Source organism: Paraburkholderia sp. Clong3, assembly GCF_050436485.1.
Classification (GTDB): domain Bacteria; phylum Pseudomonadota; class Gammaproteobacteria; order Burkholderiales; family Burkholderiaceae; genus Paraburkholderia; species Paraburkholderia tuberum.
On record NZ_JBNDMH010000002.1, the window covers coordinates 634,157 to 660,341 of the forward strand.

At 63.5% G+C, this 26,185-nt stretch carries 19 protein-coding genes and 6 tRNA genes; 18 read left to right on the plus strand and 7 right to left on the minus strand.

What is annotated here, in order from left to right; genetic code table 11:
- Positions 1 to 36 precede the first annotated feature (36 nt).
- The 3 genes from OKW30_RS07265 to OKW30_RS07275 all read right to left on the minus strand — a co-directional run bounded on the left by OKW30_RS07265 (position 37) and on the right by OKW30_RS07275 (position 2,081).
- On the minus strand, positions 37 to 531 hold the full coding sequence (locus OKW30_RS07265) for a peptidylprolyl isomerase (RefSeq protein WP_090800697.1): 495 nt from the start codon (positions 529 to 531) through the stop codon (positions 37 to 39).
- Between the two features lie 126 nt (positions 532 to 657).
- Positions 658 to 1,239: a peptidylprolyl isomerase gene (locus OKW30_RS07270; RefSeq protein WP_184022474.1), complete on the minus strand. Its 582-nt coding sequence runs from the start codon at positions 1,237 to 1,239 to the stop codon at positions 658 to 660.
- Positions 1,240 to 1,289: 50 nt separating this feature from the next.
- Complete coding sequence (locus OKW30_RS07275) at positions 1,290 to 2,081, minus strand: tetratricopeptide repeat protein (protein WP_184057269.1); 792 nt, start codon at positions 2,079 to 2,081, stop codon at positions 1,290 to 1,292.
- Between the two features lie 250 nt (positions 2,082 to 2,331).
- On the opposite strand from OKW30_RS07275, the gene cysS reads away from it, so the two are divergent.
- The 6 genes from cysS (at position 2,332) to OKW30_RS07305 (ending at position 9,485) form a co-directional block, all read left to right on the plus strand.
- Positions 2,332 to 3,729, plus strand: a complete 1,398-nt coding sequence (cysS, locus tag OKW30_RS07280; RefSeq protein ID WP_429346385.1) for a cysteine--tRNA ligase — start codon at positions 2,332 to 2,334, stop codon at positions 3,727 to 3,729.
- 47 nt (positions 3,730 to 3,776) lie between these two features.
- Positions 3,777 to 4,901 (plus strand): DNA-3-methyladenine glycosylase family protein, encoded by a 1,125-nt coding sequence (locus OKW30_RS07285; RefSeq protein WP_429346386.1) that lies wholly within the window; start codon positions 3,777 to 3,779, stop codon positions 4,899 to 4,901.
- Between the two features lie 128 nt (positions 4,902 to 5,029).
- The gene (locus OKW30_RS07290; protein WP_090800690.1) at positions 5,030 to 6,001 is read left to right on the plus strand and encodes an acetyl-CoA carboxylase carboxyltransferase subunit alpha; all 972 of its coding nucleotides are present in this window, start codon (positions 5,030 to 5,032) and stop codon (positions 5,999 to 6,001) included.
- A gap of 53 nt (positions 6,002 to 6,054) precedes the next feature.
- Positions 6,055 to 7,545, plus strand: a complete 1,491-nt coding sequence (tilS, locus tag OKW30_RS07295) for a tRNA lysidine(34) synthetase TilS (protein ID WP_429346387.1) — start codon at positions 6,055 to 6,057, stop codon at positions 7,543 to 7,545.
- Positions 7,546 to 7,960: 415 nt separating this feature from the next.
- A complete protein-coding gene (locus tag OKW30_RS07300) occupies positions 7,961 to 9,211 on the plus strand; it encodes an aspartate kinase (protein WP_090800687.1) in 1,251 nt (416 codons plus the stop codon).
- 180 nt (positions 9,212 to 9,391) lie between these two features.
- Positions 9,392 to 9,485 (plus strand) — tRNA-Ser (locus OKW30_RS07305).
- A 275-nt stretch (positions 9,486 to 9,760) separates the two neighbouring features.
- Here the strand turns inward: OKW30_RS07305 and OKW30_RS07310 are convergent.
- The 3 genes from OKW30_RS07310 to OKW30_RS07320 form a co-directional block, all read right to left on the minus strand.
- Positions 9,761 to 10,945, minus strand: coding sequence for a porin (locus OKW30_RS07310; protein ID WP_090800656.1), 1,185 nt, complete (start codon positions 10,943 to 10,945; stop codon positions 9,761 to 9,763).
- Between the two features lie 61 nt (positions 10,946 to 11,006).
- Positions 11,007 to 13,442 (minus strand): TIM-barrel domain-containing protein, encoded by a 2,436-nt coding sequence (locus OKW30_RS07315; protein ID WP_429346388.1) that lies wholly within the window; start codon positions 13,440 to 13,442, stop codon positions 11,007 to 11,009.
- Positions 13,443 to 13,461: 19 nt separating this feature from the next.
- Positions 13,462 to 14,748, minus strand: coding sequence for an MFS transporter (locus OKW30_RS07320; protein ID WP_429346389.1), 1,287 nt, complete (start codon positions 14,746 to 14,748; stop codon positions 13,462 to 13,464).
- Between the two features lie 464 nt (positions 14,749 to 15,212).
- Between OKW30_RS07320 and OKW30_RS07325 the strand changes: the two genes are divergently transcribed.
- From OKW30_RS07325 to OKW30_RS07350, 6 genes are all read left to right on the plus strand, one after another.
- On the plus strand, positions 15,213 to 15,560 hold the full coding sequence (locus OKW30_RS07325) for a hypothetical protein (RefSeq protein ID WP_184066281.1): 348 nt from the start codon (positions 15,213 to 15,215) through the stop codon (positions 15,558 to 15,560).
- Between the two features lie 192 nt (positions 15,561 to 15,752).
- The gene (locus OKW30_RS07330) at positions 15,753 to 17,675 is read left to right on the plus strand and encodes an extracellular solute-binding protein (RefSeq protein WP_187629514.1); all 1,923 of its coding nucleotides are present in this window, start codon (positions 15,753 to 15,755) and stop codon (positions 17,673 to 17,675) included.
- A 49-nt stretch (positions 17,676 to 17,724) separates the two neighbouring features.
- The gene (locus OKW30_RS07335; RefSeq protein WP_013089745.1) at positions 17,725 to 18,762 is read left to right on the plus strand and encodes a microcin C ABC transporter permease YejB; all 1,038 of its coding nucleotides are present in this window, start codon (positions 17,725 to 17,727) and stop codon (positions 18,760 to 18,762) included.
- Positions 18,762 to 19,868: an ABC transporter permease gene (locus OKW30_RS07340; RefSeq protein WP_184066272.1), complete on the plus strand. Its 1,107-nt coding sequence runs from the start codon at positions 18,762 to 18,764 to the stop codon at positions 19,866 to 19,868. The genes OKW30_RS07335 and OKW30_RS07340 overlap by 1 nt, the downstream gene beginning before the upstream one ends.
- Entirely contained in the window at positions 19,865 to 21,496 is a 1,632-nt protein-coding gene (locus tag OKW30_RS07345) for an ABC transporter ATP-binding protein (protein WP_429346390.1), read from the plus strand. The genes OKW30_RS07340 and OKW30_RS07345 overlap by 4 nt, the downstream gene beginning before the upstream one ends.
- Positions 21,497 to 21,632: 136 nt before the next feature.
- A complete protein-coding gene (locus OKW30_RS07350; protein WP_184066267.1) occupies positions 21,633 to 22,298 on the plus strand; it encodes a C40 family peptidase in 666 nt (221 codons plus the stop codon).
- Positions 22,299 to 22,411: 113 nt separating this feature from the next.
- Here OKW30_RS07350 and OKW30_RS07355 read toward each other — a convergent pair whose 3' ends face one another.
- Positions 22,412 to 23,509 carry a patatin-like phospholipase family protein gene (locus tag OKW30_RS07355; RefSeq protein WP_409340016.1) on the minus strand — a complete coding sequence of 366 codons (1,098 nt, stop codon included), beginning with the start codon at positions 23,507 to 23,509 and terminating at the stop codon, positions 22,412 to 22,414.
- A gap of 338 nt (positions 23,510 to 23,847) precedes the next feature.
- On the opposite strand from OKW30_RS07355, the gene gltX reads away from it, so the two are divergent.
- The 6 genes from gltX to OKW30_RS07385 all read left to right on the plus strand — a co-directional run bounded on the left by gltX (position 23,848) and on the right by OKW30_RS07385 (position 26,172).
- Complete coding sequence (gene gltX, locus OKW30_RS07360) at positions 23,848 to 25,257, plus strand: glutamate--tRNA ligase (RefSeq protein WP_429346391.1); 1,410 nt, start codon at positions 23,848 to 23,850, stop codon at positions 25,255 to 25,257.
- 118 nt (positions 25,258 to 25,375) lie between these two features.
- Positions 25,376 to 25,451, plus strand: a tRNA-Ala gene (locus tag OKW30_RS07365).
- Positions 25,452 to 25,638: 187 nt separating this feature from the next.
- Positions 25,639 to 25,714, plus strand: a tRNA-Glu gene (locus tag OKW30_RS07370).
- 87 nt (positions 25,715 to 25,801) lie between these two features.
- Positions 25,802 to 25,878, plus strand: a tRNA-Asp gene (locus OKW30_RS07375).
- 61 nt (positions 25,879 to 25,939) lie between these two features.
- Positions 25,940 to 26,015: transfer RNA gene (locus tag OKW30_RS07380), tRNA-Glu, on the plus strand.
- A gap of 80 nt (positions 26,016 to 26,095) precedes the next feature.
- Positions 26,096 to 26,172, plus strand: a tRNA-Asp gene (locus OKW30_RS07385).
- Positions 26,173 to 26,185: the final 13 nt, after the last annotated feature.

Sequence of the window (26,185 nt, forward strand, 5' to 3'; positions counted from 1 at the left end):
AGTCGACGCCCGCATGAGGCGCGACTCACTCACGGTTTAGCCGACGACGACAGCTTTTTCGATCACGACATCATCGACCGGCACGTCCTGATGGAAGCCCTTCGAACCGGTCTTGACCTTCTTGATCTTCTCGACCACGTCCATGCCTTCGACGACCTTGCCGAACACCGCATAGCCCCAGCCTTGCGGCGTCGGCGACGAGTGGTTCAGGAAGTCGTTGTCGTTCACGTTGATGAAGAATTGCGCGGTCGCCGAATGAGGGTCGTTGGTACGCGCCATCGCGATCGAGCCGTTCTCGTTCTTCAGACCGTTGTTCGCCTCGTTGGTGATCGGCTCGGCCGTCGGCTTCTGCTTCATGCCGGGTTCGAAGCCGCCGCCCTGGATCATGAAGCCGTCGATCACGCGGTGAAACACCGTGTTGTCGTAGTGGCCGGCCTTCACGTAGTTCAGGAAGTTCTCGACCGACTTCGGCGCCTTTTCGGCATTCAGCTCGAGTTTGATGAGGCCGTGGTTCGTATGCAGTTCAACCATGATGGAATCCTTTGATGAACAGGTGGATAAAAGGCGCGGCGCGTCGTCATGTGCTGACGACCGGCCGCGCCGGGGCGTTGGTTGGGGCCGGGCTTCGGCCGCGCGGGTTTGCTTGCCCGTTCGTTTTTACTTGCTCACCACCGTCGCCGACTGGATCACGACCGGCTTCTGCGGCACATCGCTCATCGGGCCGCGCGTGGTGGTGGGCGTGGCTTCGATGCGTTTCACGACGTCCATGCCGCTCGTGACCTTGCCGAATACCGCGTAGCCGTTGCCGTCCGGATTCGGGTAGTCGAGATTGGCATTGTCCACCGTGTTGATGAAGAACTGCGCGGTGGCCGAATTCGGGTCGCTGGTGCGCGCCATCGCGATCGTGCCAGCGGTGTTCTTCAGACCGGTGCGGCTCTCGAGCGGAATCGGCGCGCGCGTCGGCTTCTCGACGAAGCTCTGCGTATAGCCGCCGCCCTGGATCATGAAGCCCGGAATCACGCGATGGAAGATCGTGCCGCTATATTGGCCGGCTTTCACGTAGTCGAGGAAATTGGCGACCGTCTTTGGCGCTTTCTCGGGATACAGCTCGACGCGGATGTCACCCTCCGACGTCTTCAGCAGCACGGAAGGATGAGCGGCCTGCGAACCGGACTGCGCAAAGGCGGGTGCGTTTGCGATCAGGGCGGCGCTGCCGAGCGCCAACATCAACCATTTCATGAAAGTCCTCGGGGTTGGAGAAAACTTGCGGCAGGCACCGAGCCCGGCGCTCAGCGCGACGGCGCCATGTACGGCGGCATGGCGAGCGAGCCATTCGGGCCGCCGAACTGGAAGCTCGGGCTGTCCGTGATGTTCGACGTGGGGTGCGCGGCGGGCACGGTCGTCTGCTCGGCGGCGGGCTGCGACGCCGCGGCAGCGGGCGTTGCCGGCGACACGACCTTCTGGATATCCGCGAGACGCTGCGCGGTCCTCGGGCTCGCCTTGCCGAGGCTCTCCGCGCGACGGTACGCGGCATCGGCGAGGCGCAGATAGAGGTCACCGAGGTTCTCGAACGCGAGGCCGTAGTTCGGATTGACCTGGGTGGCCATCTCGAGCGCCGCGCGCGCTTCGGTCAGACGGCCTTGTCTCGCGAAGAGTGTGGCGAGGTTGTTGTACGGCTCGGGCAACTCGGGATACAGCTGCGTGAGTTCGGTGAACGCTGTGATCGCTTCGTCGTCGCGATTCAGATGCACGAGCACGTTTGCGCGTTTGAACTTCGCTTGTGCGTCGCGCGGATTCGCGGCGACGCGCGCATCGAGTTGGGTCAGCGCGGCTTGCCAGTTTTTCTGCGCAATCGACGCGTCGATTTCCGGCGTATTGTCACGCACGGCGGGGCCTTGCGGCATCACCGCGGTCTTCTGCGCATAAGCGCTCGCGACCGGCACCGCGGCAAGTGCGGCAACGACGGTGACGCGCCACGCGAGGGCACGCGCCGCTTCGAAAGTAACGCCACCGACAACGTTGCCAAACGCAGTCGCGGCGAGGGTCGCAGCGCTGTGCGCGCGGCCGCTGGAGTGTTTCATAGGCTCAGGTCTGGATGTTATACTCCGAGCCATTCTAACAAAAGGTCTGCGCGTTCCGTCGAACCGCCGACTGTCTTTTCGCCACTCGTGGCCGTCTCCGCCCGGTTCGCAGCCTCGTCTGCAGCCTGATCGCCGCACGTGGTGCGCCGGTTTCAGCTGTATGCGATGCACCCGTTATCCTGTTCGTTTCGCGGGTCGCGGCGCGCATGAAGCACAATGCGGACTTCTTTCGGCCCACGCACCGCTCTCTATGGAATCTCTGCGCATTTACAACACGCTCGCGCGTGACAAACAGACTTTCGTGCCGCTGCGCGAAGGTGTCGTGCGGATGTACGTCTGCGGGATGACCGTGTACGACTATTGTCACGTCGGTCATGCGCGGGTGATGGTCGTGTTCGACATCGTGCAGCGCTGGTTGCGTGCGCTTGGCTACAACGTGACTTACGTGCGCAACATTACCGATATCGACGACAAGATCATCAAGCGTGCAGTCGAGAACGGTGAAACCATCAAATCGCTGACCGATCGCTTCATCGCCGCGCTGCATGAAGACGCGGACGCGCTCGGCATCGAGCGTCCGGACATCGAGCCGCGCGCGACCGACTTCATTCCGCAGATGCTCGGCATGATCGAGACGCTCGAGAAAAACGGCTACGCCTACCAGGCGAGCGACGGCGACGTCAACTACGCGGTACGCAAATTCGCAGGCTACGGCAAGCTGTCGGGCAAGTCGCTCGAAGACCTGCGCGCTGGCGAACGCGTCGCGGCCAACGACGCGAAACAGGACCCGCTCGACTTCGTGCTGTGGAAGCAGGCGAAGCCCGAGGAACCGGCCGACAGCGGCTGGGATTCGAAGTACGGGCGCGGTCGTCCCGGCTGGCACATCGAGTGCTCGGCGATGGGCTGCACGCTGCTCGGTGAACAGTTCGACATTCACGGTGGCGGCCAGGATCTGCAGTTTCCGCACCACGAAAACGAGATCGCGCAAAGTGAGGCCGCGACCGGACAAACATTCGTCAATTACTGGATGCACAACGGCTACGTACAGATCGACAATGAGAAGATGTCGAAGTCGTTGAACAATTTTTTTACGATTCGCGAAGTGCTCGCGCAGTACGATGCAGAGGTGGTGCGTTTCTTCATCGCGCGCGCGCATTACCGCTCGCCGTTGAACTACAGCGACGTACATATCGACGACGCGCGCAATGCACTCGCGCGTTTGTACACGGCGTTGAAAGACGTGACGCCCGATAGGGCCGTGCTCGACTGGAACGAAGCGCACGCGCAGCGTTTCCAGGCGGCAATGAACGACGACTTCAACACGCCGGTGGCCGTGTCGGTGCTGTTCGAGCTGGCCACCGAAGTGAACCGCACGCGCGACCCCGCGCTGGCCCGTCAATTGCGCGCGCTTGGCGCGGTGCTCGGGCTGCTCGGACGCGAACCGCGTGCATACCTGCAGCAGGCAGCGGGTGCTGCAGCCGAAGGCGCGCTCGAGCCCGTCGCGATCGAAGCGAAGATCGCCGCGCGCATCGCCGCCAAGCAGGCAAAGGACTATGCGGCAGCAGACCGGATCCGGGCCGAATTGCTCGATGCCGGCGTTGCCCTTGAAGACAAACCCGGCGGGTTGACCGAGTGGCGGCGCGTGTGAGCGCACCTCGTACTTCCCTCTGAACGACTCGCCAGGCAGGAGGCAGGATGGCAACGGCCACGAAGACGCCGGCTAAACGCGCGGCGTCTCAAACCAGTGCGGCAGCCGCGGCATCGGCTGCCGCAGCGTCGGCTGCCGCAGCATCGGCTGCCGCAGCTCAGTCGACTCGTGCGGGCGGCGGCGCGGTAGACAAAGCGCCCTCGAAGGCGGGCGGGGCGGCGGCGAAAGCCGACTCGACCGCGGCAAAGAAGAGCGCAGCCAAACGCTCGCTCAATGGCGCGGCCACTGAAGCTGCGCACGCGCCTGCGAAACGCGCGAAAACGGCGTCGCGTGCGAAGGGCAACGGTGCGTTGCCGGCCAAACTCGCGGCCGAGCTCGCCGGCGACGTGCAGGAACTCGCGCGCGACACGAACGCGGGCGAAGTCGTGCGCAAGACGCGCGTATCGGCCACCTCGGCGAGCACGGCCAGCGCGGGCGGCGAAGCGGCCGGTGTCGCATCGCTCGGGAACGAAGTCGCGGTGCCGGTGCAGATCGGCGGTCTCGCGCCTGAAGTCACGCGTCCCGCGTATTGGGACAAGGCGTGCGCGGATCTCGTCAAGCGCGATCGCATTTTGAAGAAGCTGATTCCGAAGTTCGGCCCCGTGCATTTGCTGAGTCGTGGCGATCCTTTCGTCACGCTTGCGCGCTCGGTGGTCGGCCAGCAGATCTCGGTCGCGTCGGCGCAGGCCGTGTGGGCGAGGGTCGAAGTCGCGTGTCCGAAGCTCGTGCCGCAGCAGTTCATCAAGCTCGGTCTCGAGAAGCTGACCGCGTGCGGTTTGTCGAAACGCAAGGCCGAATACGTGCTCGATCTCGCGAGGCATTTCGTGTCGGGCGCGTTGCACGTCGGCAAGTGGACGTCGATGGACGACGAGGCGGTGATCGCCGAACTCACGCAGATTCGCGGCATCGGCCGCTGGACCGCGGAGATGTTCCTGATTTTCAACCTGTCGCGTCCCGATGTGCTACCGCTCGACGACCTCGGCCTGATCCGCGCGATCAGCGTCAACTATTTCAGCGGCGAACCCGTCACGCGCAGCGAAGCGCGCGAGGTTGCCGCGAACTGGGAGCCGTGGCGCACGGTGGCGACCTGGTACATGTGGCGTAGTCTCGATCCGTTACCGGTCGACTACTAAAGAAGAACAGGAAACGAAGCCGTTTCAAAGACTATCGCGTATATGATATCGATAGTTGAGAAATGGTTTTGACATCGGCGCACGCGGTTAGAATACGCGCTGCCCGGTAAGTCCAAGGATTACAACCAATGAAGACCACGTTTCTGGATTTCGAACAGCCGATCGCTGAACTCGAAGCGAAGATCGAAGAATTGCGCTTCGTGCAGGACGACTCGGCCGTCGATATTTCGGAAGAGATCGAGCGGCTGTCCAAGAAGAGCCAGCAGCTCACCAAAGATCTGTATGCGAACCTCACACCGTGGCAGGTTTCGCAAATCGCACGTCATCCGCAGCGTCCGTACACGTTCGACTACGTGAGCGAGCTGTTTACCGATTTCCATGAACTGCATGGCGACCGCAACTTCGCGGACGATCTGTCGATCGTCGGCGGTCTCGCGCGGTTCAACGGCCAGGCGTGCATGGTGATCGGTCATCAGAAGGGCCGCGACACCAAGGAGCGCGCGCTACGCAACTTCGGCATGCCGCGTCCGGAAGGCTATCGCAAGGCCGAGCGACTGATGCGCCTCGCCGAGAAGTTCGGCCTGCCGATCTTCACGTTCATCGACACGCCGGGCGCGTACCCGGGCATCGGCGCGGAAGAGCGGGGCCAGTCCGAAGCGATCGGCCGCAACCTGTACGTGATGGCCGAGCTGAAGACGCCGCTGATCGCGACGATCATCGGCGAGGGCGGCTCGGGCGGCGCACTCGCTATCGCGGTGGGCGACAGCGTGCTGATGTTGCAGTTCTCGACCTACTCGGTGATCTCGCCGGAAGGCTGCGCATCGATCCTGTGGAAAAGCGCCGCCAAGGCACCGGAAGCAGCGGAGGCGCTCGGCCTGACCGCGCATCGTCTGAAGGCGCTCGGTCTGATCGACAAGATCGTCAACGAGCCGCTCGGCGGCGCGCATCGCGATCCGAAGGGCATGGCGGCGATGCTGCGCCGTGCGCTCGCCGATTCGCTGCGCCAGTTCCAGGGTATGAGCACCAACGACCTGCGCGAACGCCGTTTCGAACGGCTGATGGCGTACGGCAAATTCAAGGAAACGACGCCGGGCGCATAAGCCCGCGCGTTGGCCTGTCTCTTTCGTCCACCGGCGCTTTCCGCGCTAACGACGTGACCACCACCGCCGACTCATCCGCCGAGCGCCTCGTGATCGAGGCGCTCGGCGCCGCGCTGTCCGGGCTCGATTCGAACGCGCGCATTGCGGTCGCATTCAGCGGCGGCGTCGATTCGAGCGTGCTCCTCGATGCGGCGGTGCGCGTCGCGGGTGCGTCGCGCTGTATCGCGCTGCACGTGCATCATGGATTGAGTCCACATGCCGATACGTGGCTCGCGCACTGCGAGGCTTTCGCGCGCGAACGTGGCGTCGAATTCGACGCGCGACGCGTGGATGTTTCGCGCGCGCCGGGCCTGAGCATCGAGGCCGCGGCACGCGACGCGCGTTATCGCGCGCTCGACGCGATGTGCGCAACGCACGGCATTGGCACGCTATGGCTCGCGCAGCATGCGGACGATCAGGCCGAGACCGTGCTGCTGCAACTGCTGCGCGGCGCGGGGCTCGCGGGTCTCGCGGCGATGGCGCCCGGCACGCTGCCGACAGGTGCGTCGACGACACGTGTGCGGCCGCTTTTGCATCTGCTGCGCGCGCAGCTCGAACACTATGCGAGCGCGCGCAAGCTGCGCTGGATCGACGACGAATCGAACGCGGACACGCGTTATGCGCGCAACGCCTTGCGTCATCAGGTGATGCCGGCGCTCGCGGTGCACTTCCCGGGCTTTCGCGATGCGCTCGCGCGCACGGCCGCGCATTCGGCATCGGCGCAGCGATTGCTCGACACGCTCGCGCGCGCCGACATGGAAAGCGCGTCGCGCGATGAAGGACGCGCCCTCGCGCACGACGTGCTGCTCGCTCTCGACGACGATCGCGCGCTGAATCTGCTGCGCTACTGGATGCGTACGCTCGGCTTCGTCGCGGCATCGAGCGCGCGTGTCGCGGATGCACTGCGGCAGTTGCGCGAAGTGGCTGCGGGGCAGGACGGACATCGGCTCCGCATCGATCATGCGGGGCATGCGTTGCGCAGCTATCGCGGCCTCGTCTACTGGGAAGCCGGCGATAGCAGCGAACCCGCCGACGAAACCGCGCTCGTCGAGCGCGAGATCAGTGAACTCGCGTGGCAAGGGCAAGAGATCTGGCATTTGCCGCAATGGCGCGGCACGTTCGTGTTCGCGATGGTGGATGCAGCCGCTGTGGATGCAGCCGCTGCTTCCGACGTAGCCGACGCAGCGCACGCAGCGCCACGTAACGAAGCATGCGACATCGTTCCCGTCAGCGTCCTGCAACGAGCCTCTCTAAGCGTGCGGGCGCGCCGCGGCGGAGAACGCATGCGCGTCGGTGTGCCGAACACGCCCAGCCGCACGCTGAAGAACCTGTTTCAGGAGCGCGGCATTCCCGCATGGAAGCGCGACGTGCCATTGCTTTACGTTGGCGATGAACTGCTGTTCGTGCCGCTGATCGGCGTGAATCGCGGGACCGTGCGCGACGCATCTCCGGAGCGCGAAGCGTGCGTGAAAATCGTCTGGCGCGAGGATCTGCTGATCGCCTGAGCGCCGGTCGGACAGTCGCGCAAGCCGTGCGTGCGGATGTCGAAAGCGTGAAACAGGGCGCAAATCAACGATAAAACAGGCCATTGCAGGCCTGATTCGACGCATTTGAGCGCTCGTTGCGTCTTGTCTTTTTGCGCCTAATCAGTTACTTTAGCTTGTTTGCCCGACCCGATTTCGCCGTCGCTTTTGTCGCTATCGGTCGTTAGTGCCGGCAGGCGTGCGTGATCCGTCGTCGCCGTTCAATTCCGATCAGCCATTTGCGATTTCATCCCGGGCAAATCCGCGCGTGCTGCACGCGTGCTGCATCTACGCCGCCACACACTTTGCCGCCGTTCACGAGACGTTGCGCCCCTGTGCTTTCTGTGCGGTCGTCTCCAGCGCGCCAGCGCGGTTTCTCTTCCAGTTCAGAACGACAATGGCACTCATCGTACATAAATACGGCGGCACCTCGATGGGCTCGGTCGAGCGCATCAAGAACGTCGCCAGGCGCGTCGCGAAATGGCACAAGGCCGGCCATCAGATGGTCGTCGTGCCGTCGGCAATGTCCGGCGAAACCAATCGCCTGCTTGGCCTCGCGAAAGAAATCACGACTCAACCGAGCCCGCGTGAGCTCGACATGATCGCCGCCACCGGCGAGCAGGTCAGCTCGGGTTTGCTCGCGATCGCGCTGCAGGAAGCCGGCGTCGAAGCGGTCAGCTACGCAGGCTGGCAGGTGCCGGTCAAGACCGATAGCGCGTTTACGAAAGCGCGCATCAGCGACATCGACGGCGAGCGCGTCATGCAAGACCTCGCAGCCGGCAAGGTGGTCGTGATCACCGGCTTCCAGGGCATTGACCCGGACGGCCACATCACGACGCTCGGCCGCGGCGGCTCGGACACGTCGGCAGTCGCGGTCGCGGCCGCGCTGAAGGCCGACGAGTGCCTGATCTACACGGACGTCGACGGTGTGTACACGACTGACCCGCGCGTCGTTGAAGAAGCGCGCCGGCTCGACCGCGTGACGTTCGAAGAAATGCTGGAAATGGCCAGCCTGGGTTCGAAGGTGCTGCAGATCCGCTCGGTGGAATTCGCCGGCAAATATCAGGTGAAAACGCGCGTGCTGTCGAGCCTGACCGATCCGCTGATGCCACTCGACGAAGAAATGAAGTCGGGCACCCTGATTACTTTTGAAGAAGACGAGACCATGGAAAAAGCAGTCATCTCGGGTATCGCGTTCCAGCGCGACGAAGCTCGTATCGCCGTGATGGGCGTGCCCGACAAGCCGGGCATCGCGTATCAGATTCTCGGCCCGGTGGCGGACGCGAATATCGATGTCGACATGATCATCCAGAACCAGAGCGTCGAGGGCAAGACGGCATTCACGTTCACGGTTGGCCGCGGCGACTATGCGCGTGCAATGGAAATCCTCACCGGCACGGTAAAGGCGCACGTCCAGGCCGAGCAGGTGCTGGGCGACCCGAAGGTGTCGAAGGTGTCGGTGGTCGGCGTCGGGATGCGCTCGCACGTCGGCATCGCCAGCAAGATGTTCCGCACGCTGTCGGAAGAGGGCATCAACATTCAGATGATCTCGACCTCGGAGATCAAGATTTCGGTGTTGATCGACGAAAAGTACATGGAGCTCGCGGTACGCGCGCTGCATAAGGCCTTCGAACTCGATCAGGCATAAGTGGCGGGAAAAACGGGGCGCTCTGGAGCGTCCCGTTTGTTTTGTGGCGTTCATGTGAATGAATTGCGTGATGAGACGCCACGTTGGCACAAATAATGTTCGTCAGACATTGACCTTATCGGCCCGGCCCGCTATGATCTTGGCTTCGTCGCACTGACTCCCTGTGCGACAGAAAGTTTGGGAGACGTGGCCGAGAGGTCGAAGGCACTCCCCTGCTAAGGGAGCATCTGGGCCAAAACCTGGATCGAGGGTTCGAATCCCTCCGTCTCCGCCAGCAATGGTGGCGAAACCCCGCAGAGTCTAGGCTCTGCGGGGTTTTTGTTTTTGCGCGGCTTGATTTTGATCTCGCTCGCTACTTCAGCGATGTCAGCGGCATTCCCAGCCCTCCAGCGTGTGACCACGTCCTACGTGAATAGGCAGGTCTGCTGATCAATGCATGGCGCCGTTAGCCCGCCACGCTGGTCCGCAGAAAACCGAGCCAGATCCGGCGCGGCAGGCAAGGAGTCCGCATGACTGATCCCGTCGTGCCGCTGACCGAGACCGCCTCGCTTAGAACGCGTGCCGCAACCCCACCATGCCGACGAACTGAGACGGACCCGATGACGGCGTCGTGTTCTGCGAGTCGCCGACCACCGCGACCGCGTCGGCGATGGTCACACCGCTGCCCGACGAGATCAGCGACTTGCCGCCTGCATGCTGATAGGCCTCGAGCGCGTACAGCGTGGTGCGCGTCGACAGGTTGTAGGTTTGTTCGAGCGAGATCTGATGATAGTGCGCCGGATCGCTGATGCCGTTCGCCTTGCTTGCCTGGGTGAAGCTATAGCCGCCGCCGACCGTCACGCTCGGCGTGATCCGGTACGTCGCGATCGCACCGTACGTGTTGAACACGGCCTTGTCGAAGAACAGCGAGCCGTGGCCCGGCGCGTACTGCACATTCGAGTAGTTGAGGCCCACCATCAGATCGTGCCACGTATAGCGACCCGCCGCGGCGAACAGCTGCGCGCTGCGCGCGCTCGCGTAACCGTTGTTGACCGGCGAGTTGATCGCGAAGCTGCCGAGCGCCGCGCTCGTCGAAATGTCCTTCAGCTTCACGTAGCCGGCTGCGAGCGACACGGGCTGGAAGTCATAACGCAGCGCCGCGCTGAACAGGCTGCCGTTCGCGACGCTGCCGGGCACGCCGCCGAGACCATACTGCGCGCTTGCCTGCAGGCCCCCGATCGTCGGCGATAGGTAGGTTACCGAATTATTGAAGCGCAGCGTCGTGTCGAGGGCGTCGAGATCGCCGGGGTGCGCGCCGGTCGCGCCGGTCAGCACGCCGGTCGGTCCGAGCGCGCCGACCATCTGGAAGTAGGGTGTGTACTGGCGGCCGAGCGTCACCGTGCCGTAGCGGTCGTTCGCGAGGCCGACATAGGCCTGGCGATTGAACAGGTAGCCCGCGGTGCTTTGCGCGCCAGTCAGCGAATTGAAGCCGCTCTCGAGCCGGAAGATCGCCTTCGTGCCGCCGCCGAGATCTTCCGAGCCGAGGAAGCCGAACTTGCTCGCCTGCAGGTTGCCCTGGCTCATATAGAAATTCGAATGCCCCTTCTGGTTGCTGGCATAGGCGAACGCATTGTCGACGACGCCATACAGCGTGACGCTGCTTTGCGCCGATGCGCTGGTGGACAACGCGGTGCCCGCGAACGGCAGGCAGCAGAGGACGAACGCGCGGGTGCGCGCGCGCTGGTTTATTTTCATGATTGGGATGTCTCCAGACTGATGGGACGGCCTGATCCCTCAGGCCGGTGCGGTGTGTTGTTCAGTGCGGCACCGAAATCGTCAGGCAGCGCCAGCCGTCCGCGGTGTGATCGGTGACGAGCGTGCCGTTAGCGCAGACGACCGCGCGTGTTTCGCGCATCGGCACGAACACGCGCACGTGCGGCTGCACGCGCGGCATCCATTGCGAACGCTCGAGCGTCACCCGCAAAGTGTTTGCGTCGCCCGTCAGCGTGACGTTCCAGCGGCCTTGCTCGCCGTTGCGCCAGGCTTCGGTCTCGCCGTCGTCCTCGATCGAGCCGCCTTGCGCGGTGCCCGCGTCGGCATACGGAACCGCGAGGAATGCGCGTTCGTCGGCGGGGCGGCCAAAATGCTGCTCGGCAATGTTGAGCGGAATCACGCTGCCTTCACGCAGCAGGAACACCGGCCGCTCGAACGGCGCGGGCAACGTGACGGTCTGGCCGCCGTCGAACGTTTCGCCGCTCCAGTACGACACCCAGCGCGAACCGGCCGGTAGATACACCGCGCGCGTGCTCTGGCCCGGATCGACCACTGGCGCGACCAGCATCGACGAGCCGAGCATCATGTCGTCGCCATCGACGAGGCAGCGCGGATCGTGCGGAAACTCCGCGAACAGCGGCCGCAGCACCGGCTCGTACGCGCTATGCGATTGCCACAGCAGCTCGTAGAGATAAGGGATCAGGCGATAGCGCAGCTTGATCAGGTCTGCCACGTGCCGCGTGACTTCGGGATGCAACCACGGCTCGTTGACGGTGCCGTCGTCGTTCCACGAGTGAATCGAAAAGCGCGGCAGGAAGATGCCGAGCGCGACCCAGCGCGCGAACAGCTCCGGCTCCGGGGCCGGACCCGAGAAGCCGCCGATGTCGTGACCGCTATTCGACACGCCCGACATCGCGAGCCCGAGACCCATCTTCAGATTGAAGCGCAGCGTTTCCCACGACGTGTAGTTGTCGCCCGACCACGTCTGCACGTAGCGATGCATGCCGACGCCGCCCGAGCGCGACACGAGGAACGGGCGCCTGTCAGGCGCGTGCTCGCGCTGCGCGTCGTGCGACGCGCGCATCATCAGCTGCGTCTGCAGCACCTTCGCCTGGCGTGCCGGATACGGCTTGCCGAAGCCGCGCGCGATCGCATGCGGCGACCAGATCTCGAACTCGTTGTTGTCGTTCCAGGTGGCCGCGATGCCGTGTTTGAGCAGTGCGTCCTTCACGCGAGCTTTCCACCAGTCGATCGTCGCGGGATTCGTGAAGTCGAGGTACGCGCCGACTTCGTCCCAGAACTGCACCCATGCGGGACCGCCATCGGGCGCTTCGATCAACAGGCCGGCGTGGGCGACGTCGTCGAACGCTGGGTGGTCTTGCAGCAGACACGGCTTGATGTTCGCGCACAGACGCACGCCGTGATCGAGATAGCTCCGCACGAAGCCGTCGATGTCCGGAAACTTGTCGTGATTCCAGTTGAACACGTAGCGCTTCGGCCCGATCGACGTATAGCCCGACGACAGATGAAACGAATCGCACAGCACGTCGTGTTCGCGGCAACGCTCGATGAATTTGCCCATCTGCTTTTGCGCGTCCGGCGCGTCGGTATAGCTCATCGTCGAGCCCGAGTAGCCGAGGCCCCACTTCGGCATCCACGCGGGACGTCCGGTGAGCCACGTGAAGCGGCGCACCGCGTCGAGCGGCGAGCCGGGCGATGCGATGAAGTAGTAGTCGAGATCGCCATGCTCGGCGATGAAGTGCCGATAGTGACCGTGATAGTTGTCGAGCTCGCGGCCCATGTCGAAGCGGCAATCGGCGAGCGTGTCGTAGAACAGGCCGAAGCCGGTCGACGTCTGCGGCTGCCACGTCACGTAGAACGGGATGTGCTTGTACAGCGGGTCCGTGGTGCGCGCGCTGTAGCCCATCGCGTCGATGTTGCGCATCTCGTAGCTTTGCCGCGCGCGATCGAGCGAGCCGGCACGCTCGCCGAGGCCCACGTACATTTCGTCGCGGCGCCGCTCGACGTAGTGATAGACGCGCGAGTCCCACCAGCCGAAGTTGTACGCCTGGGTCTTGCGATCGCTCATCACGCGATGCCATGTGCCTTCGTGAAGGATGTCCCAGGCGCAGGCGCCGCCTTCGAGCGCCACGCTCACGCGCACGCGCGCCGTTTCGATCACGATGTGACCGGCTGCTTCGTTCACCGTGAACGGCGGCGGCGTGAAGCCGCTCAGGTCGCGGCGCTCGCGGCCTTCGAGCGGCACGTCGTCCATCCCGGGCGCGATCGCCCATGTGCGCGGGCCGCGCGTTTCGCCGTCCGGCAGCACGAGCACGCGGATGATGTCCTCGGCGAGCACGAACAGCTCGATGCGGCAATTCGGCTGCGCGCTTAGCACGACCGGGTTGGCCGCCGGGTTGCCAGCGTGGGGGACGAGCGCGAAGCGCGGCGGATGTTTGAGATTGATCTGTGAACGCATGATGAGTCTTCGAGGAAGGTCAGGCAGCAGTGTTGACGCTCAGTTCGGCGCGGCGCGCGCGGCCGTGGCGCGGCACACCGCGCATCAGGATGATCAGCAGCGTCGCGCCGATGATGTCGAATGCGCCGAGCGCACCGAACAGCGGCGTGTAGCCGATCGAATCGGCGAGCGCGCCGACCATCAGCGAGAAGCCGAGGCCACCGATCCACGCGGCCATGCCCGCGAAGCCGGCGACGGTGCCGACTTCACCCGGATCGAATACGTCGGCGGCGAGCGTGTTGACGAGCGCCGAGATCATCTGGTGCGCGAAGCCGCCGACGCAGAAGAGGGCGATGGCCTGGTAGGGCGACGCGACAAGACCGATCGATGCCGGCCCGATCATCATCAGCGCGCCGAGCACGACGCCCGAGATGCGCGACCAGATCAGCGGCACGCGAAAATGCTTCATCAGGAATGGCGACAGATAGCCGCCGAACAGACCGCCCAGGTCCGCGGCTAGAAACGGCAGCCACGCGAACATCGCGATCTGCTTCAGATCCATATGACGCTGCGTGGCGAGATAGAGCGGAATCCAGAAGCTGAACGTCTGCCACGCGGGCTCGGCGAAAAAGCGCGCTTGCGCGATCGCCCAGAAGCGGCGGGTGCGCAGCACTTCACGCACGCTCGCGCGGCGCGCGGCGGGCGGTGCCTGGCCTTCGACGATCGCGGCGCGCTCGGCATCGCTCATGCGCTTGTGCTCGGCGGGCGAGCGGTACAGCACGAACCATGCGGCGGCCCACACGAAGCCGAGCGCGCCAGTCACCGCAAACGCGCTCTGCCAGCCGTAGCGCAGCGACAGGAAAACGACGAGCGGCGGCGCGAGCAGCGAGCCGAGCGAGGTGCCCGCGTTGAAGTAGCCGACCGCGACGGATTTCTCGCGATCGGGAAACCATTCGGCGACGACCTTCATGCCGGCCGGAATCGCGACCGCTTCGGACAGGCCCATGAAGCCGCGCAGCGCCGCGAGCGAAAACCAGCTGCCCGCGAAACCGTGGAACACGCCGGTCAGCGACCACAGGCACGCGAACAGCGCGAAGCCGAGGCGCAGGCCGATCAGATCGATGATCAGGCCGCAGACGGGCTGCATCACCGTATAGCCGACCTGGAACGCGCCGACCACGTACGAGTACTGCCGCGTGTTCATGTGCAGCAGTTTCATCAGTTCGGGCGCCATCACGCCGAGCGCGTTGCGCGACAGATAGTTGACGATCGTCCCAACGCACACGAGGGCGATGATCCACCAGCGCAATCCCTTGATCGTTTTCAAAATCAGTCTCCGTGGCGCATTGAGCGGTTGCTTCCGACGCAGTGCTCGGGTATGCGCGAATTCGAACATTTATTGATTTTCAATGGCAGTCATCCTATCACTTGGAATCGACCTGGATATCCGGGAAAACCATAGTTGTCGCCATGTTTTTCCTTGATTTTTCGGGATAATTTGATATTTATTTGCCTGGTATCGGAGTGGTGATCGGATGACTATGGTGAAAAATATCGAACAGATATGTTCTTTCGAACTTTAAAATGTTCGTTTTCGGGATGTCAGCCAGGCCGCGAGCCGGCGCCCGCGCGGAGGGTGCTTTTTCACCGCCGTCTGGCGTGTGTAACCAGACATTACGCCGCCGCCGGCGAGGCGATTTTCAGCATCAGTTATTACAAAGTTGAAATACGCGTGTTGCTGCCTTTGCGTTATATTTCCGCCAACAAAACATGTTCCTACAAAGGTGATCAATGAAGTCCGCTCGTCTTGTTCCGCTTGTGTTCGGCGTGTTGACGTTGGCTGCATCGGGTGCCGCGATGGCCGCGGGGCTCAACGTCGGGGTCAATATCGGCATTCCCGCGCCGGTCTACGTCACACCGGCGCCGGTCTACGCACCGCCGCCGCCGCCGCCGCCGCCCGTCGTCTATCAGCCGGCTCCCGTGTACTACGGCGGTCCGCAAATCGTGATCGGCTGGCATGGCGACCGTTACTGGGACGGCCATCGCTACTGGGCGCGCAACGACTGGTATCGCCACCATCCGCCGGGCCGCGGCGACTATGCGCGCGGTCACTACGACCAACATCGCGGCTGGCACTGAGTCGCCATTGCGTCAGCGCTGAAGCGCGCCAACCGGCCGCAGCGATGACAGAACCGCCCTTGGAGGGCGGTTTTGTTTTTTGTGCTGAAACATCCGTCGCCGACGCATTTCGTCGCAGTCGCCCGCCAGATCGCGCAAGCTAATTGGGTAGAATCCCCCACATCGCCACTGCCCATTTACCAGCACGACTCCATGACAACTGGCTCGCGACGGGTTCAAACGCCTGAGGGACTTCGACACAGCGTGATCCACGGACCCTTGCGCGCCGCGCTCGCCGTCGCGTTGCTGTGCGCGAGTCTGCTCGTCGCGCCGCACGCGCATGCCGCGCATGCGATCGCGCAATACGGCGAGCCCAAATATCCGGCCGGCTTCAAGCACTTCGACTACGTCAATCCCGATGCGCCGAAAGGCGGCACGCTCGTGCTCGCGAACCCGAGCCGTCTAACGAGCTTCGACAAGTTCAATCCGTTCACTCTGCGTGGCAATGCGGCGCCCGGCCTCGAATTGATGTTCGAGAGCCTGACGATCGGCAGCAGCGACGAAGTCGCGTCCGCCTACGGGCTGCTCGCCGACGACATCGTCGTCGCGCCCGACGGCCTGTCGGTCACGTTTCACATCAATCCGCGCGCGCGCTTTTCGAACGGCGACCCTGTGACCGCCGACGACGTCAAGTTCTCTCTCGACACGCTGAAGAGCCCGCAGGCCGCGCCGCAGTTCGCATCGCTTTTCAGCGAGATCAAGCGTGCGGTCGTCGTCGATCCGGCCACGGTGCGCTTCGAGTTTCGCGAGCGCAATCGCGAGTTGCCGCTGCTCGCGGGCAGCATGCCGGTGTTCTCGCGCAAGTGGGGGATGAAGCCCGACGGCAGCCGCGTTCCGTTCGACCAGCTCGCATTCGAAAAGCCAATCGGCAGCGGGCCGTATCTGATCGACAGCTACGACAACGGCCGCACGATCACGTTCAAACGCGACCCGCACTATTGGGGCGCCGATCTGCCGGTGCGCGTCGGCATGAACAACTTCGATCGCATCGTCTACAAGCTGTATGCCGATAGCACCGCGCGGCTCGAGGCGTTCAAGGCTGGCGAGTACGACGCGCTGGTCGAATACATCGCGCGCAACTGGGTGCGGCGCGACGTCGGCAAGAAGTTCGACAGTGGCGAGTTGATCAAGCGCGAGTTTGCGCAGCACAACGGCACCGGCATGCAGGGCTTTTTCCTGAACACGCGCCGGCCGCTGTTCCAGGATGTGCGGGTGCGCAAGGCGCTCGATCTCGCGCTCGACTTTCAGTGGCTGAACCGCCAGCTGTTTTTCAACCAGTACACGCGCATCGACAGCTATTTCGCCAACACCGAATGGCAGGCGAAGGGGCTGCCTTCGCCTGGCGAGCTCGCGCTGCTGGAGCCGTTTCGCGCCCAACTCGACCCAGCGGTATTCGGGCCGCCGCCGAAGCAGCCCGATACCGATCCGCCCGGCTCGCTGCGCGCGAATCTGCTGCAGGCGCGCGATCTGCTGCAGCAGGCCGGCTGGACCTATCGTGACGGCGCGCTGCGCAACGCGAAGGGCGAGCCGTTCCAGTTCGAGATACTCGACGACTCGGGTTCGGCCTCGTCGATGGAGCCGATCATCGCGACCTTCACGCGCAATCTGCAAAAGCTCGGCATTACCGCGAACTTCCGCACCACCGACTTCGCGGTCTATCAGAAGCGGCTCGACGCATTCGACTTCGACGTGACGACGATTCGCATGCCCGACGTGCAGGTGCCGGGCTCCGAGCAGATCACCCGCTTCGGCAGCAAGGCCGCCGATACCCCCGGCTCGGACAACGCGATCGGCCTGAAGTCGCCGGCCGTCGACGCGGTGCTCGACGCGCTCGTGCATGCGCAAACGCGCGAGCAGCTGACCGATGCCGCGCACGCGCTCGATCGTCTGCTGACGCATGGCTACTATGTGGTGCCGCACTGGTACAGCGGCACGCATCGCGTCGCGTTCAAGCGCGGGCTCGCGTGGCCGAAGACGCTGCCGCTGTACTATGGCGCGGAGGGCTGGATCACGACGATGTGGTGGTACGAGGATCCGCGGGCGCGCACGCCCACGCCCACGGGCAGCGCCGACTGATCCGCAGATCCATCGCCCCCACCAACGCGTTCGCACTGGAACACCGCCTATGTGGAGCTACATCCTCAAACGCCTGCTGCTGATGATCCCGACGCTGCTCGGCGTGCTGACGCTGACCTTCGTCGTGATCCAGTTCGTGCCGGGCGGCCCCGTCGAGCAGATGCAGCACGAACTGCGCAAGGGCGCGGAGGGCGCCTCGCCGTTCGGGCTGCGCTCGCATAGCGGCGTCGATGCGCAACAGATCGCGCAACTGAAGCAGTTGTACGGCTTCGACAAACCGCCGCTCGAACGCTACGTGCTGATGCTCAAGCGCTTCGCGACCTTCGATCTCGGCCAGAGCTATTTCCGTCATCAGAGCGTGTGGTCGCTGATCGTGTCGAAGCTGCCGGTGTCGATCAGCATCGGCCTTTGGACGTTCTTTCTCACCTATCTGATATCGGTGCCGCTCGGCATCGCGAAGGCGGTGCGCAACGGCTCGCACTTCGATATCGCGACGAGCCTCGTCGTGCTGGTCGGCTACGCGATTCCGGGCTTCGTGCTCGGCGTGCTGCTGCTCGTGCTGTTCGGCGGCGGCACGTTCCTGCAGCTGTTTCCGCTGCGCAACCTCACTTCCGATAACTGGGACCAGTTGAGCCTCGTCGGCAAGATCCTCGACTATCTATGGCATATCACGCTGCCGATCACGGCGTCGGTGGTGGGCAGCTTCGCGGTCGTCACGATGCTGACGAAAAACGCGTTCCTCGACGAAATCCGCAAGCAGTACGTGCTGACCGCGCGTGCCAAAGGTTTGTCCGAGCGGCGCGTGTTGTGGAAGCACGTGTTTCGCAATGCGCTGCTGCCGCTGATCGTCAATTTCCCGGGCGCGTTCATCGGCGCGTTCTTCACCGGCAGCCTGCTGATCGAAACGCTGTTCTCGCTCGACGGGCTCGGGTTGCTGTCGTATGAATCGGTAATGCGGCGGGACTATCCGGTCGTGCTCGGCACGTTGTATCTGTTCACGCTGATCGGCCTCGTCACGCGGCTGATCTCCGACCTTTGCTATGTGTGGGTCGATCCCCGCATCCAATTCGAACAACTGGAGCGCTGATGAATCGAGCCCGCCTTTCCGCCGACGCGGCGGCGCGCACCGAACCCGCGCGGGCACTGATGTCGCCGTCGCCGGCGCGTCGCGTGTGGCAGCGTTTTCGCCGGCAGCGTCTCGGCTACTGGAGCCTGATCATCTTCGTCGTCGCGTTCGCGGCGAGCCTCGTGGGGCCGCTGTGGTCGAACGACAAGCCGGTCGTCGTGCGCTACGACGGCCATCTGTATTTCCCGCTCGTCGAGACCTACGCCGAGACCACCTTCGGTGGCGACTTCCCCACGCCGACCGATTATCTCGACCCGTACATCCGTCACCGCTTCGATGCGCCGGGCAACTTCGCGCTGTATCCGCCCAATCACTACTACTACGACACGCTCAATTACTTTTCGAAGGCGCCCAACCCGGCGCCACCGTCGCGCGAGAACTGGCTCGGCACCGACGACCGCGGCCGCGATCTGTTCGCGCGTCTGCTGTACGGCTTCGGCGTGTCGGTCGTGTTCGGCCTCGTGCTGACCGTGATCAGCACGATCGTCGGCATCGCCGCGGGGGCGGTGCAAGGTTACTTCGGAGGGCGAACGGACATCGTCGGGCAGCGTCTGATCGAGATCTGGAACGCGATGCCGCAGCTCTATCTGCTGATCATCTTTTCATCGATCTTCGAGCGTAGCTTCGCTCTTTTGATCGTGTTGCTGTCGCTGTTCAACTGGATCGGCCTGTCCGACTACGTGCGCGCCGAGTTCCTGCGCAATCGCCAGCAGGACTACGTGCGCGCCGCGCGCGCGATGGGCCTGTCGCATTGGCAGATCATGTGGCGTCACGTGTTGCCGAACAGTCTGACGCCGGTCATCACGTTCCTGCCGTTCAGCATGAGCAGCGCGATTCTCGCGCTGACGAGTCTCGACTTCCTCGGCCTCGGCGTGCCGCCGCCTACGCCGAGCCTGGGCGAACTGCTCGCTCAGGGCAAGGCGAATCTCGACGCGTGGTGGATCTCGGTGTCGACCTTCGGCGTGCTGGTGGCGATGCTGCTGTTATTGACCTTCATGGGCGACGCGCTGCGCAACGCGCTCGACACGCGTATCTCCGATGCGATACACGCCGGAGGTGGTCAATGAGCGCGCTGCCGCAAATCGATCCGCAATCGACGGACACGCCGCTGCTCGAACTCGACCATCTGCGTGTCGCGTTCGGCGACACGGTGGCCGTCGACGACGTCACGCTCGCGATCGCGCGCGGTGAACGCGTCGCGCTCGTCGGCGAGTCGGGCTCGGGCAAGAGCGTGACCGCGCTGTCGGTGCTGCGCCTGCTGAACGACGCACAGGTGAGCGGGGCGATCCGCTTCGATGGCAAAGATCTGCTCGCGAAGAGCGAGCGTGCGATGCGTGGCCTGCGCGGCTCGGACATCGCGATGATCTTCCAGGAACCGATGACCGCGCTCAATCCGCTGTATACGATCGGCGACCAGATTGCGGAAACGATCGTCGTGCATGACGGCGTCAGCGCGACCGAAGCGTTCAGGCGGGCGGTCGCGCTGATCGCGCGCACCGGCATCACCGAGCCGGAGAAGCGCATCAACAGCTACCCGCATCAGCTGTCGGGCGGGCAGCGGCAGCGCGCGATGATCGCGATGGCGCTCGCCTGCCGGCCGCGCCTGTTGCTCGCCGACGAGCCGACCACCGCGCTCGACGTGACGATTCGCGCGCAAATCGTCGAGCTTCTGCTGGAACTGCAGCGCGACGAAGCACAAAAGCGCGGCATGGCCGTGCTGCTGATCACGCACGACCTGAACCTCGTGCGTCACTTCGCGCAGCGCGTCGCGGTGATGGAGCGAGGCGTGCTGGTCGAAACCGGCACGGTCGAGCAGGTGTTCGAGGCGCCGCGCCATCCGTATACCCAGCGGCTGCTCGCGAGCCGGCCGCAGCGCGAGGTCGTGCCGGTGCTGCCGATCTCGCCGGTGCTGCTCGAAGCGCGCGACGTGGCGGTCGACTTCAGAACGAAGCTGCCCGGCCCGCGTGGCTGGTTCGGCGCGGGGCGGTTTCGCGCGGTCGACGCGGCGAACGTGTCGGTGCGCCAGGGCGAGACGCTCGGGATCGTCGGTGAATCGGGATCGGGCAAGTCGACGCTCGCGATGGCACTGCTCGGTCTGCAGCGCACCGCGCATGGCGAGATCCAGTTTCAGGGCAGGGCGCTCGCGAGCTATCGCGGCGCCGAAAAGACCGCGCTGCGCTCGAATATGCAGGTCGTCTTTCAGGACCCTTTTAGTTCGCTTTCGCCGCGGCAGACGATCGAGCGGATCGTCGGTGAGGGGCTCGCGCTGCATCGGCCGCAGATGACTCCGCAGGCGCGGCGCGACAAGGTCGTCGCGGTGCTGCGCGAAGTCGGCATCGACCGGACCGCGCTGTATCGCTATCCGCATGAATTTTCGGGCGGGCAGCGGCAGCGCATCGCGATCGCGCGCGCGCTGGTACTGGAGCCGCGCGTGCTGATCCTCGACGAACCGACCAGCGCGCTCGACGTATCGATCCAGCAGCAGGTGCTCAAGCTGCTCACCGGTTTGCAGCACAAATACAACCTCGGCTTCGTGTTCATCAGCCACGACCTGGCAGTGATCGGTGCGATGGCGCACCGAGTCGTGGTGATGCAAAACGGATCGATCGTCGAGACCGGCGAAGTCGAGAAAATTTTTGCTGCGCCCGCGCATCCTTACACGCGAAAGCTGCTGAAAGCGGCGCTTGATCGTTGATTTTTCACCCTTTCCCCAATTGAGTGCGTCTGCCGATTGATTTTTCCTATTCCTTTTGACAGGCAAATACTTACTGGCTAGTATCGAGCAAACTTTTTTTCTAGACCCCTGATTTTTTGGCAAAAACTACCGACCAATGCAGCACAGAAACTTCACCCAGGCTTGCACGCGCGTCGTCGCCGGGATGTTCATTGGCGTCTTGATGGCAGCAGCTCCCGGCGCGTTCGCCGACGAAGTAAGCGGTTTTAATCAGAATGTCTCATATCCGACCACCAACGGCTCGGATCCTCTCTCCCTTCTCACTCCCCAAACCAAGGCCGCCGGCAGCGCAGGCGGCAGCGCCAAATCGTTCCTGTCGGGCATGGCGGGCAAAGCGGGCGACGTGGTGGTCGGCGCGTTGAACATGATCGGCGTTCGCTACCGTTGGGGCGGCAATACGCCTGATTCGGGGCTCGATTGCAGCGGTTTCGTGCGCTACGTGTTCCAGGACACGCTCGGTCTCGCGCTGCCGCGCCGTGCCGAGGAAATGAGCCGCCTGGGCGAGAAGGTGCGGGTAAGCGACCTGAAGCCGGGCGATCTGGTGTTCTTCAATACGATGCGCCGCACGTTCTCGCACGTCGGCATCTATATCGGCGACAACAAGTTCGTGCACTCGCCGTCCACCGGCAGCACGATCCGCGTCGACGACATGGATGACGGCTACTGGGAAAAGCGCTTTACGGGTGCGCGTCGGATCGAGACCTCGTATCAGGCCGACGATCTGCGCAAGCGCGTGACCGCGACGATCGGCGGGAATAACTGATTCGGCGCCAGGCCTGGCGATAAAAAAGCCTGCTTCGTTCGAAGCAGGCTTTTCGCGTTTGATGCGCGCATTTTTGCCATGGCGACGCACAGCGACTGTGCGTCGCCGGGCTTTCAGGCTCCCATGCGCCGCGCGGCGAGCTTGCGCTGCAACTCCGGCATCATCTTCGCGACCGCTTCCTCGCCGGCGAGGATCGCGGCGTTGCGCTGTGAGAAATCGCTGCCGCTCATCGCCGCGAGATTCGGCCGGATCACCACGTCGGCGTACTTGTCGAGCTCGTAGGCCTTGATCGTCTGGCCCATGATCGTGAAGGTCTGCATCAACACGTCGAACGAGCTTGCCGTGACGCCGTTTTCCGGTCGCTGGGAGATATCGACGGCGATCACGAAATCCGCGCCCATCTTGCGCGCGAACGACGCCGGTACCGGACTCACGAGACCCCCATCCACGTACTCGTGACCGCCGATCTTCACCGGCTCGAAAATCGACGGCACGCTGCACGACGCGCGCACCGCGATGCCGGTGTTGCCACGCTGGAACAGGATCGGCTGGCCGGTTTGCAGATCGGTCGCGACCACGCCGAGCGGCCTCGCCATCTTCTCGATCGGGCGGTTGTTCAGCGTCGTGTTCAGGTAGTTCTGCAGCGCGACGCCCTGCAGGAAGCCGCGCGTACGAAACGGCATCGCCCAGTCGCTGATCGACGCTTCGTCCATCGACAGCGCGAGCTTGTTCAGCGCGAAGCCGTTCATGCCCGACGCGTACAGCGCGCCGACGACGGAGCCGGCGCTCGTGCCGGCAATCAGGTCGATCTGGATATTGCGCGCCTCGAGAGCCTTGATGACGCCGATGTGCGCAAAGCCGCGCGCGGCGCCGCCGCCGAGAGCGAGCGCGACGCGAACCGGCTTCTGTTGCGCTTTTTCAGGCGGCGGGGGAACGGCGGACGTCGCGGTGATCGGCGCGCCATCGAGTTTGCCGGCGGTCGTGGTGCAGGCGGCAAGCACCGCGGATGCGGCCGCCAGCGAAAAGCTGCGGCGGCTCAAGTTCGGGGATGAGGGTTTCAACGAGTTCTCCAGCAACGGCGCGCGCGACGCGAGCGGTGTCGCGCGCGCCGCGATCAGGCTGAGGTCAGCCCGGGCGGATCGCCGGCGGCGATTGCGCGCGCTTGCAGCGTTGTTCGCTCCGTATCGGATCGATGTGCGGTAAGCCCGCATCGCAGCGCGCGCACATCTTAATGCAAACGATCGGCTCGCGCGGTCCGCTGTAATGAAACGTTGCAGAGGAAGTATTCGGAACTGATGCGGCGCTTTTTCAAGATGAGTTGGGCGGGCGCTGGGAAGGTGTGTACGCAGATGTCCGGACGCCGTTCGCCCATGCGCCTTAGGCCGTTCGGACGAGGGCGGCAACCCGCGTGCGGAAGGTATAATTCGGCTCTTGCACTTATTCCCTCGTGGCCGTGCGCGACGTCGCGCGCAGCATGGGCACGCTCCGCTGCCGCGCTTCGCAGCCATGTTCGCCTGAGCGCCGGCGCCTGTTTTCCGAGTAACCGCTAATGACCACCTCCGTTCGTACCCGTTTCGCACCGAGTCCCACCGGCTTCATCCACCTGGGCAACATCCGCTCCGCGCTGTATCCGTGGGCGTTCGCGCGCAAGATGAAAGGGACCTTCGTGCTGCGGGTCGAGGACACCGACCTCGAGCGCTCCACGACCGAATCCGTCGACGCGATTCTCGAAGGCATGGCGTGGCTTGGCCTCGATTTCGACGAAGGCCCGTTCTACCAGATGCAGCGCATGGACCGGTACCGCGAAGTGCTGAAGCAGATGCAGGAGGCGGGGCTCGTCTATCCGTGCTACATGTCGACCGAAGAGCTCGACGCGCTGCGCGAGCGCCAGCGCGAAGCAGGCGAAAAGCCGCGCTACGACGGCACGTGGCGCCCGGAGCCGGGCAAGGTGCTGCCGGAGCCGCCCGTGGGCGTGAAGCCGGTGCTAAGGTTTCGCAATCCGCTGACCGGCGTGGTCGCGTGGGACGACGCGGTGAAAGGCCGCATCGAAATCTCGAACGAAGAACTCGACGACCTCGTGATCGCGCGTCCGGACGGCACGCCGACGTATAACTTCTGCGTCGTCGTCGACGATCTCGACATGCGCATCACTCACGTGATTCGTGGCGACGACCACGTCAACAACACGCCGCGCCAGATCAACATACTGAGCGCGCTCGGTGGCGAGCCGCCGGTGTATGCACACCTGCCGACCGTGCTGAACGAGCAGGGCGAGAAGATGAGCAAGCGCCACGGCGCAATGAGCGTGATGGGTTATCGCGATGCGGGGTATCTGCCGGAAGCGGTCGTCAACTATCTGGCGCGCCTCGGCTGGTCGCATGGTGACGCGGAGATTTTCACGCGCGAGCAGTTCGTCGAGTGGTTCGATCTCGAGCACCTCGGCAAGTCGCCGGCGCAGTACGACCATGACAAGCTGAACTGGCTCAACGCGCACTACATCAAGGAAGCCGACAACGCACGCCTCGCCGAACTGGCGAAACCGTTCTTCGCGGAGCTCGGCATCGACGAAGCCACACTCGCCCAAGGTCCGGATCTGACGGGCGTGGTGGGCCTGATGAAGGATCGGGCGTCGACCGTGAAGGAGATCGCGCAGAACGCCGCGATGTTCTATCGCACCCCGGCGCCCGACGCTGAGTCGCTTGCACAGCACGTCACCGACGCGGTTCGTCCGGCGCTCGCTGATCTGGCCGCTGCATTGAATACGGTCGAATGGACCAAGGAGGCGATCGCCGCCGCGCTGAAAGCGACGCTCGGCACGCACAAGCTGAAGATGCCGCAGCTCGCGATGCCGGTGCGTCTGCTGGTGGCGGGTACGACGCATACACCGTCGATCGATAGCGTGCTGATGCTGTTCGGTCGCGACGTCGTCGTTAGCCGCATCGAAAAAGCGCTTGGCTAATCCGTTGGCGGCGTGTCAGAGGTTTCGCATGCCTCCGGAGAAAATTCGAATGTAATTGCTCAAAGGGTATTTACAAAGCGCAGATCGCCCTCTAAAATCTCGTTTCTCTGATGTGCGCGGGGGTATAGCTCAGCTGGGAGAGCGCTTGCATGGCATGCAAGAGGTCAGCGGTTCGATCCCGCTTACCTCCACCAACAGAGCAGAGAGGTGAAAGTGGTTAAGAAGTCTGATGGTTGTAGAAAAAAGACTTCACAAATCGCTGAAATGTAGTTAAAGTGGCGGTCTTCGCTGTTGACCAGAAAATGGCTTGGCGAATTAACTGAAAAGTTAGCGCAAGTTGATCTAGTCAAAAGCGAATTGAGACGGATCTGAAAAGATTTTGTCCCCTTCGTCTAGAGGCCTAGGACATCACCCTTTCACGGTGAGTACAGGGGTTCGAATCCCCTAGGGGACGCCAAACATCAGCGTCGCTTTAGTATTCGAGTAGTAGAGCAGCGCAGCTTGCAGAGAATTAACCGACGCTCGCAAGCAGGGTGTAAAGACTGGAGTGGTAGTTCAGTTGGTTAGAATACCGGCCTGTCACGCCGGGGGTCGCGGGTTCGAGTCCCGTCCACTCCGCCAGACAAAGCCCGTTCACACATACTTGAACGGGCTTTTTCATTAAAGGTGTAAGCGGTACGTTGTCCCCTTCGTCTAGAGGCCTAGGACATCACCCTTTCACGGTGAGTACAGGGGTTCGAATCCCCTAGGGGACGCCAGAACATCGGCGTCGTTCGGTTGGAAGTTTGAACGGTGCAGCAGGCTGAGAGTATGGCTCGCAGGCTGCGATGCAAAATCTGGAGCGGTAGTTCAGTTGGTTAGAATACCGGCCTGTCACGCCGGGGGTCACGGGTTCGAGCCCCGTCCGCTCCGCCAGATTTGAGAAAGC